Below are 9,210 nucleotides of genomic sequence, written 5' to 3' on the forward strand. Positions count from 1 at the left end.
TGTCTTTTACTGCTAAGATTTTTGACTTCTGTACGGGCGAGTATAGCCCAAGATTCGCGGCTGAGGCAAGAAATCTGCCTTCAAACCCGCCCCGACAAATCCTTTCTTCTGCTTTCTTAAACGACTTCTACCTGTAGTTGGATGATGAAATAGAAGTGCTTCCTCATACACTGGCTCTAGTAAAGTTACTAACTTGACTCGAATGGTTGAACTTCTACAATCTCTGGCATCTCGCCTAACCACCAAGCTGCCCTCAAATCTAGATTCGCTCGGTCAGCTAGCGCTAAACTTTTGGTGGAGCTGGACACCGGAGGGTGTAGCCATTTTTCGCGATATTGACGCAACAGCATGGGAGCAGTCCCAGCATAACCCCATACAATTTCTTTCAACTCTGTCAGAAGAAAAACTCGCACAGCTAGCAACACAACCAGCTTACTTAGAACGCCTTAGAGCTGTAGCTACCAAATTTGACAGCTACATGCAATCTTCTCACTCCACTTGGGCAAAGCAGGCTGCTCCTGAGATTACGCCTCAACAACCAGTAGCATATTTTTCCGTGGAATTTGGCTTGCATCAAACTCTACATATTTACGCTGGCGGTTTAGGAATTTTAGCAGGCGATCACTTAAAGTCGGCTTCAGATTTAGGTTTACCAATAGTGGGCGTAGGATTGCTATATCGCCAAGGCTATTTTCAACAACAGTTAGATGCATCTGGTTGGCAACAGGAAACTTATCCAGAGCAAGAGCTAGAAACATTACCTTTGGAATTGGTGCGAGATTCAAGTGGGGAACCGCTAAAAATTAAAGTGACAATGTGCGATCGCTCGGTTAAATTGCAAGCTTGGCGCGTTCGAGTCGGTAGGGCAAATCTCTATTTATTAGATACGGGATTGGAGGATAATCAAAAGCGCGATCGCCAAATTACCAATCGTCTCTATCAGGCAGATGACAACGTTCGCATTGCCCAAGAAATGGTTTTGGGTATTGGCGGAGTCAGGCTGTTACAACATTTAGGGCTTGACCCCAAAATTTATCATTTGAATGAAAGCAATGCTGCTTTTACACTGCTGGAAGTAGCCCGTCAGTCAGTACATCGAGGCGAACCTTTCGAGCAAGTCAAATCTGCCGTACAACAGCGATGCGTTTTCACCACTCATACACCCGTACTGGCTGGACATCAAACTTTTCCAGTCGATTTGATGACGGAGTATTTTAGCAATTACTGGCAACAACTAGGACTGACAAAAGAGGAATTTTTGGCATTGGGCGGATCGGAGCAACAAGATACCAAGGAAAAATTTAGTATGACGGCACTAGCTTTGCGGCTGTCAAAAGCAGCTAACGGCGTGAGTCAGCTCAACGGTGAGGTGAATCGTCAAATGTGGTCGCCACATCCACAGGAAATAGAACCAGCACCAATTGGGGCGATTACAAATGGCATTCATGCGGGAACTTGGACTGCACCGTCAATTTCAGAATTATACGCTCAATATTTGGATCGAGACTGGACAAAACGGATGAGCGATCGCCTTTTGTGGGACAAGGTTGACGAGATTCCTAATCCAGAAATTTGGCAGCGACATCAGCAACTTAAGGAAGATTTAATCGCTCATGTCAGAACTTGGGTAAAACAAACAAGGCAAAGGCGAGGTGAAGATCCTCAAGCTATAGAAGAATGCGATCGCCTGTTTGACCCTAATGTATTAACAATTGGATTGGCTCGGCGCTTTAGTTCCTATAAACGCGGAGATTTAATTTTTCGCGATCCGCAACGCGCCCTGCAAATCTTGAGTAACCCAGCCCAACCAGTACAGATAATTTTTGCTGGCAAAGCTCATCCGGCTGACGACAAAAGCAAGCAGATTATCCAAAATCTAATTGAGTGGACTCGTCGCCCAGAATTACACCAGCGAATTGTATTTTTGGAAGATTACGACTTCCTGACGGCGAAAAAGTTAGTACAAGGAGTCGATCTTTGGCTCAATACCCCTCTAAGACCTCAAGAAGCTTCAGGGACTAGCGGGCAGAAAGTCTGTTTTAATGGGGGAATTAATTGCAGCATTCTCGATGGTTGGTGGCGCGAAGCATATCAGCAGGGAACAGATGGTAAAGGTGTCAATGGTTGGGCAATTGGCGAAGATTGCTCTTTAGACGATTCTGAAGTCCAGGCGCAAAAAGATGCAGAATCTCTCTACGATCTTCTGACAAGAGAGATCGTACCTTTGTTTTACGATCGCACTTCGCCAGAGTTACCCGCTCGCTGGATCGCCATGATGAAAGCTTCCATTAAAACTGCAATCCCAAGGTTTAATACTGACCGGATGGTAATGGAGTACGTCCATCAAATGTATTTATCGACGGCAGACAATGCTGCACCAATCGTGTTGTAAATCAATAACTCTCAGACTAGAAGTCTAGGACTACACAAACCAAGTCCGCCTGCGCGGACTTGGTTTGTGTAGACGCGATTTCCAATCGCTCTAACTTCTAGCGTGTCATGCGATCGATACCTCTGGAGAGAGGTAAACATCTTGAATCGCGTGGAATAACTTGGCTCCCTCTTCAAAAGGGCGTTGGAAGGTTTTGCGACCGGAGATTAAGCCAGAACCGCCAGCCCGTTTGTTAATTACAGCCGTACGAATAGCTTCGGCAAAATCATTTTTCCCAGAAGCACCACCAGAGTTAATTAATCCCACTCGTCCGCTGTAGCAATTGAGAACTTGGTAGCGGGTGAGATCGATTGGATGGTCGCTCGTTAAATCGGTGTAGATTCTTTCGTTAGTTTTGCCGTAGCTTTTGCCGCTAGCTTTAGCAACAGCTTCGTAACCGCGATCGACTTCCGGTAGTTTTTGCTTAATAATATCGGCTTCAATCGTGACACCGATGTGGTTTGCTTGTCCGGTGAGGTCGCCAGCTAAGTGATAATCTTTGTCTTGTTTAAAGGCGTTGTTACGCAAATAGCACCATAAGATTGTTGCCATTCCTAATTCGTGGGCGCGGGCAAAAGCACGGCTAATTTCTTGAATTTGGCGCGTAGAGTTTTCCGAACCGAAGTATATTGTAGCCCCAACTGCCACAGCTCCTAAATTCCAAGCTTGCTCGACCGAACCAAACAAAACTTGATCGAATTGATTGGGAAAAGTGAGTAACTCGTTGTGATTGATTTTGACAATGAAGGGGATTTTGTGGGCATACTTGCGAGAAACTATTCCCAAAACGCCCAACGTGGTAGCAACGGCGTTACACTCGGCTGCCATTGCCAATTTAACAATATTTTCTGGATCGAAATACATCGGATTGGGTGCAAACGAAGCCCCTGCGGAGTGTTCGATCCCTTGGTCTACTGGCAAAATTGAAAGATAACCCGTATTTGCCAATCGCCCGTGAGAGTAGAGTTGCTGAAGGCTGCGCAATACTTGAGGATTGCGATCGCTCATGCTAAAAATTCGATCTACTGCGTCTGGGCTAGGCAAATGTAATAAATCTTTGGGAACCTTAGCTTTGTAGGTGAGGAGATCTTCTGCTTCTTGACCCAACCAAGACTCAATCGCTTGGGGTGCAGACAGCGTAGCAGTCATAGCAATTTCCCTCAATGAGTTTCAACTCTCATTCTGACAATAATCAACATTGCTTGCGCTGTTCCATTTGGACGGTTTCCGATCTTCTTCGCTAGCGCTTTTGATTTCTGGTTTTCAGTGCCTTCCCTTTCGCTAGTTAGAATTCATTTTTTGTCAAACTTGTAATTATTAAAACGTAACTTATGAAGAGCTGAGAAGATAAGTGATTGGTAAGTAGAGCAAACATAATGACTCATAACTGAAAAAAGTTATTTATGCTACAAATCAAGTTAAGAGGGAGTGAAAACCTTTCAATAGGGGAGCGATCGCTCTCAAGTTATCGCACGTAGATCGAAATCGAATTGCCTCAATGCCTTAAACTGGGAGTCTGCCATCTGTGGTATTACAAGCACAACCAACCACCTACGAACCAAAGACACAAGAAATCGCCAAACAACTGTTAGCGGCGACGCGAGAAAATCGTTCGTTTTTTGCCTCAATTCGCGACCAAATGCGCTGGGATGACAAGTTACTCGCCTGGGCAATGAGTAATCCTGGGTTGCGGGTGCAGCTATTTCGTTTTATTGACTGTTTGCCTGCTTTACGGAGTAAGCCAGAAATTGCTCGCCATTTGCAAGAATACCTTGGCGATGAGTCGGTAGAACTTCCTACTGCCTTAAAAGGAATGCTCAATTTTGCTAACCCAGATTCTATGCCTGGGCAGGTAGCAGCCACGACAGTATCTACAGCTGTAGAAACTTTAGCGCATAAATATATTGCTGGAGAAAATATTCAGCAGACATTAAAGACAATCGAACGGCTGCGGAAGGAAAAAATGGCGTTCACCATCGATATTTTGGGTGAAGCAGTCATTACAGAAGCGGAAGCGCAGTCATATTTAGAACGCTATTTAGATTTAATGGCACAACTAGCAGCAGCTAGTAAGAATTGGAAACCAGTTGCCCAAATTGACGAAGCTGATGGAGAAGCTTTGCCACAGGTACAAGTTTCAGTAAAGCTGACGGCGTTTTACTCTCAGTTCGATCCGTTGGATGCAGCGGGTAGTGCAGCAAGAGTTAGCGATCGCATCCGTACCGTGTTAAGAAAAGCCAAAGAATTAGGCGTATCGATCCATTTTGATATGGAACAATACGCTTACAAAGACCTGATTTTTTCTATTTTAAAACAAGTCCTTCAAGAAGAAGAATTTCGCAGTCGTACGGATGTTGGTGTCACAGTTCAAGCATATTTGCGCGATAGCGAACGAGATACGCAGGATTTAATCGCTTGGGTAAAACAGCGAGGCTATCCGTTAACTGTAAGACTGGTTAAAGGTGCTTATTGGGATCAAGAAACGATTAAAGCCGAACAAAAGCACTGGCAGCAACCCGTATTTAACGACAAAGCAGCTACCGATCTGAACTTTGAAAAAATTACTCAGTTGTTGCTAGAAAATCACGAATACATCTATTCGGCAATAGGTAGCCATAACGTGCGATCGCAAGCCCATGCAATCGCGATCGCTGAAAATCTCAAAATTCCTCGTCGTCGCTTTGAAATGCAAGTTCTGTATGGCATGGGCGATAAACTGGCTAAAGCGTTAAGCGATCGCGGTTATCGGGTACGGGTATATTGTCCCTACGGCGAACTTTTACCTGGCATGGCTTATTTGATTCGTCGTTTATTGGAAAATACTGCAAATAGTTCCTTCCTGCGTCAAAATTTGGAAGAACGTCCGATTGAGGAATTGATTGTACCACCTATTTTGAGGGAGCAGGGAGCAGGGAGTCGGGAGTCGGGAGTCGGGAGTCGGGAGTCGGAAAGAAGATCGTCCCCTCACTCCTCACTCCTCACTCCTCACCCCTTCAGTCCTGCTGCTGACACCGATTATGCCGCAGTCGAGGCGAGAGAACAGTCACAACAAGCCTTTCAACAAGTGCGACAGCTATTTGGCAAAACCTATTTACCCCTGGTTAATGGCGAGTACGTTTCTACAGAAGAAATTATTGATTCTGTGAATCCGTCAAATTTCAGCGAGGTGGTGGGAAAAGTCGGACTCCTAAGCGTCGAACAAGCAGAACAGGCAATGCAAGCGGCGAAGGCGGCGTTTCCTGGGTGGAAAAATACCCCAGCCAAACAACGGGCAAGTATTTTGCGTAAAGCTGGCGATTTGATGGAACTCCGCCGCGCCGAACTATCAGCTTGGATCGTGCTAGAAGTTGGTAAGCCTGTCAAAGAAGCTGATGCAGAGGTATCGGAGGCGATCGATTTCTGTCGTTATTATGCGGCGGAAATGGAAAGATTAGATGCAGGTTATAACTACGACGTGGCAGGGGAAACAAACCGTTACCTTTACCAACCGAGGGGAATTGCGGTGGTGATTTCTCCTTGGAATTTTCCTTTAGCGATCGCCACTGGAATGACTGTAGCGGCGCTGGTAGCAGGAAACTGTACTCTCCTCAAGCCTGCGGAAACATCTTCAGTCATTGCAGCAAAATTAACGGAAATTTTGGTTGAAGCAGGATTTCCCAAAGGTGTCTATCAATTTGTTCCTGGGAAAGGTTCTAAAGTTGGGGCGCACTTGGTAAACCATCCCGACACGCACTTGATTGCATTTACAGGTTCCCGCGAAGTGGGTTGTCGGATTTATGCTGAAGCGGCAAAAGTTCAACCAGGACAAAAGCACCTGAAGCGTGTCATCGCTGAGATGGGTGGTAAGAATGGGATGATTGTCGATGAAAGTGCAGATCTAGACCAAGCCGTGGTGGGTGTGGTGCAATCGGCTTTCGGTTACAGCGGACAAAAGTGTTCGGCTGCATCCAGGGTAATTGTTTTAGATTCGGTTTACGATACTTTCATTCACCGCTTGGTAGAAGCGACGCGATCGCTCAACATCGGTGCAACAGAATTACCCAGTACTCAAGTCGGTCCCGTGATTGATGGGAACGCTCAAGCCCGTATCCGCGAGTATATCGAGCAAGGGCGACAAGAAGCAAAAGTAGCGTTAGAAATTCCCTCTTCAGATAACGGCTATTTTGTCAACCCTACTATTTTTACCGAAGTGCCTCCCACAGCCACGATCGCCCAAGAAGAGATTTTTGGTCCCGTGGTAGCGGTAATTCGGGTGAAGAACTTTGAAGAGGCGATCGCCGTTGCTAACGGTACTGACTACGCCTTGACGGGGGGACTGTATTCTCGTACCCCATCTCACATCCAGATGGCACAGGAACAGTTTGAAGTGGGTAACTTGTATATCAACCGCACGATAACAGGGGCGATCGTTGCCAGACAACCCTTCGGCGGCTTCAAAATGTCTGGAGTTGGTTCCAAAGCTGGTGGTCCCGATTATTTATTACAATTCTTGGAGCCGCGTACAGTCACGGAAAACGTTCAGCGTCAGGGTTTTGCTCCCATCGAAGGCGCAGAATAGATCGATATCATTGTAGGAGCGGGTTCACCAATAATCTTTGTTTCCATTCAAAATTTTTGATAAACTCGCTCTTCTTCAAATTTTGGATACAAATGAATACCTGGTAAGCTTTTACACGTTTAATTTATATAACAAATGAAATCAAAATATGTCCGTATAGCGTAGGTTCATAATTTTGACTTTTGACTTTTGACCTTTAACTTTTGACTTTTGACTTGCTCATGAATTTACCCATAACCGATAGAGTCATCTGGACAACCGCCGATTTAGAGTTATTTCCAGATAACGGCAACCGCTATGAAATTATCGACGGGGAATTATTTGTGACCAGAGCGCCACATTGGAAACATCAAAACGCTTGTGCCAGAATTATTATTGTATTGGGTCTATGGTCGCAAACTACAGGATTAGGAGAAGTTGTACCTGCTCCTAGGGTAATCTTTTCCAACACTGACGCTGTTATTCCCGATATAGTGTGGGCTAGCAATGAAAGATTATCTGTCTTATTAGATGAAGCCGGACATTTAACCGCTGCACCGGAGTTAGTAGTAGAAGTACTATCAGCTGGTAGTGAAAATGAGAAGCGCGATCGCGAATTGAAACTCAAGCTTTATTCAGCCAGAGGAGTCAGAGAGTATTGGATTGTAGATTGGCGTAAGCAACAGGTTGAAGTTTATCGACGAGAAAAAGCAGTACTAAATTTAGTGGCAACTTTGATGAGTGGAGATGAGCTAAATTCGCCGCTGTTACCTAATTTTATTTGTGCAATTGCATCCTTATTTGCTTAAAATAAATCGCTCGCGCAAAGCCGCAAAGACACAAAGTTATTGAAGTTAATCTAGAGTAAATGAAATTATCTTGAGTAGATGTCAAGTATTTTTGATAAAAATTTAATAATTAAAGTTGCTGAATCGCTGGAAGATTTTTTAGCGATGCGATCGGTTAGAACAGAAGTTTTTCAATCAGAACAGGGGATAGAGCCAGAATTAGATTTTGATGGCAAAGATGAAATCTCAGACCAAATTATTGCTTACCTAGATCGTCAACCGCTTGGTACTGCTAGAATTAGATATTTAGACGATCGCACGGCAAAAATCGAGAGACTAGCCGTCTTGCCAATTGCTAGAGGGAAGGGTATTGGTAAGTTAATTATGGAAAAAGCGATCGCGCTTGCAGTTCAAAAGAAGATGCAAGAAGTCGTCATCCACTCCCAAGAATACATCCAGGGATTGCATCAAAAACTAGGTTTTGAGCCAGAGGGAGCAGTATTTGAAGAAGCTGGCATTCCCCATGTCAAAATGAGGAAGAAATTAGGCTCAACCTATTGATTTCGTGTTAGCTAAATTCAAACAGCACCATTTACTCATTCTCCTGCTGATATGGTTAGCGGGAGTAGCGATCGATCGCATCTGGTTTGCCTGCGATCGTTCTGTTCCAGATTGGGATCGGGCAGAATATCTGACGAGTTCGTTAAATTACTGGCAAGCACTACAACAGCCCCAGTGGTTCAGTAGCGATTGGTGGACGGATTTTTGGCAGCTTTCCACAAAAGCCCCTCCCCTAGCGCAGATTGCTGCGGCTATTACCCAACTAATTTTTGGCACTGGCGGCGATCGCGCTACGTTGGTCAATCTATTTTTTAGTGCTATCCTGCTTATTTCCGTCTACGGACTAGGGATACAACTATTTAGCGCCGAAGTCGGATTATGGGCAGCTGGCATATGTCAACTCATCCCAGGATTATATAAATTACGGCTAGACTTTTTACTCGATTATCCCCTTACGGCTGTCGTGATGCTATGTTTTTGGTGTCTGACGGTCTGGAAAAGTCAAAATAAAAGTCAAAAGTCAAAAGTCGAAAGTCAAAACAAATTCCGAATTCCGTTCACGCAGTGTAGCGTCAGCGTCTATTCCGAATTCCGAATTCAAAGTTGGTTTTGGACAATCGCATTCGGTATTTCTTTGGGAATGGCGCTGTTAGTTAAGCAAACGGCATTGTTTTTTTTGCTAACACCAGTTGTCTGGGCTGGGGTTGAAGCGATCCGCAAACGCAATATTCGGCGAATCTGCCAATTTGCGATCGCTCTACTTCTATCTGCGATCGTGTTTATGCCTTGGTATCGGACAAATTGGTTGCTGATTCTAACTGGAGGAAAACGAGCCACGGTAGATTCTGCCATAGCTGAAGGCGATCCCGCCCTCAATACCCTCGATGCTTGGA

Annotated in this window: 7 protein-coding genes; 5 read left to right on the plus strand and 2 right to left on the minus strand. The window is 45.0% G+C overall.

From position 1 onward, the window contains the following. Nucleotides 1–12: 12 nt before the first annotated feature. Nucleotides 13–171: a hypothetical protein gene (locus tag ACRC32_RS28275; RefSeq protein ID WP_438557097.1), complete on the minus strand. Its 159-nt coding sequence runs from the start codon at nt 169–171 to the stop codon at nt 13–15. Nucleotides 172–202: 31 nt separating this feature from the next. Between ACRC32_RS28275 and glgP the strand changes: the two genes are divergently transcribed. After that, the gene (gene glgP, locus ACRC32_RS28280; protein ID WP_438557098.1) at nt 203–2,392 is read left to right on the plus strand and encodes an alpha-glucan family phosphorylase; all 2,190 of its coding nucleotides are present in this window, start codon (nt 203–205) and stop codon (nt 2,390–2,392) included. A gap of 105 nt (nt 2,393–2,497) precedes the next feature. On the opposite strand, the gene ACRC32_RS28285 is transcribed toward glgP, so the two are convergent. Next, nucleotides 2,498–3,580, minus strand: coding sequence for a class I fructose-bisphosphate aldolase (locus ACRC32_RS28285; protein WP_438557099.1), 1,083 nt, complete (start codon nt 3,578–3,580; stop codon nt 2,498–2,500). Between the two features lie 376 nt (nt 3,581–3,956). On the opposite strand from ACRC32_RS28285, the gene pruA reads away from it, so the two are divergent. From pruA to ACRC32_RS28305, 4 genes are all read left to right on the plus strand, one after another. After that, nucleotides 3,957–6,989, plus strand: a complete 3,033-nt coding sequence (gene pruA, locus ACRC32_RS28290; protein WP_438557100.1) for an L-glutamate gamma-semialdehyde dehydrogenase — start codon at nt 3,957–3,959, stop codon at nt 6,987–6,989. 221 nt (nt 6,990–7,210) lie between these two features. Then, nucleotides 7,211–7,777, plus strand: a complete 567-nt coding sequence (locus tag ACRC32_RS28295) for a Uma2 family endonuclease (protein ID WP_438557105.1) — start codon at nt 7,211–7,213, stop codon at nt 7,775–7,777. Between the two features lie 78 nt (nt 7,778–7,855). After that, on the plus strand, nt 7,856–8,317 hold the full coding sequence (locus tag ACRC32_RS28300) for a GNAT family N-acetyltransferase (protein WP_438557101.1): 462 nt from the start codon (nt 7,856–7,858) through the stop codon (nt 8,315–8,317). A gap of 4 nt (nt 8,318–8,321) precedes the next feature. Then, nucleotides 8,322–9,210 (plus strand): ArnT family glycosyltransferase (locus ACRC32_RS28305; RefSeq protein ID WP_438557102.1); only part of this gene is annotated, 889 nt, incomplete at its 3' end.

It is taken from the genome of Chroococcidiopsis sp. (genome assembly GCF_051657925.1).
GTDB lineage: Bacteria > Cyanobacteriota > Cyanobacteriia > Cyanobacteriales > Chroococcidiopsidaceae > Chroococcidiopsis.

Excerpts from the sequence above, each read along its gene's own strand:
- ACRC32_RS28285 (WP_438557099.1), bottom strand. The coding sequence starts at position 3,580 with ATGACTGCTACGCTGTCTGCACCCCAAGCGATTGAGTCTTGGTTGGGT.
- glgP (WP_438557098.1), top strand. The coding sequence starts at position 203 with ATGGTTGAACTTCTACAATCTCTGGCATCTCGCCTAACCACCAAGCTG.
- ACRC32_RS28295 (WP_438557105.1), top strand. The coding sequence starts at position 7,211 with ATGAATTTACCCATAACCGATAGAGTCATCTGGACAACCGCCGATTTA.
- ACRC32_RS28300 (WP_438557101.1), top strand. The coding sequence starts at position 7,856 with ATGTCAAGTATTTTTGATAAAAATTTAATAATTAAAGTTGCTGAATCG.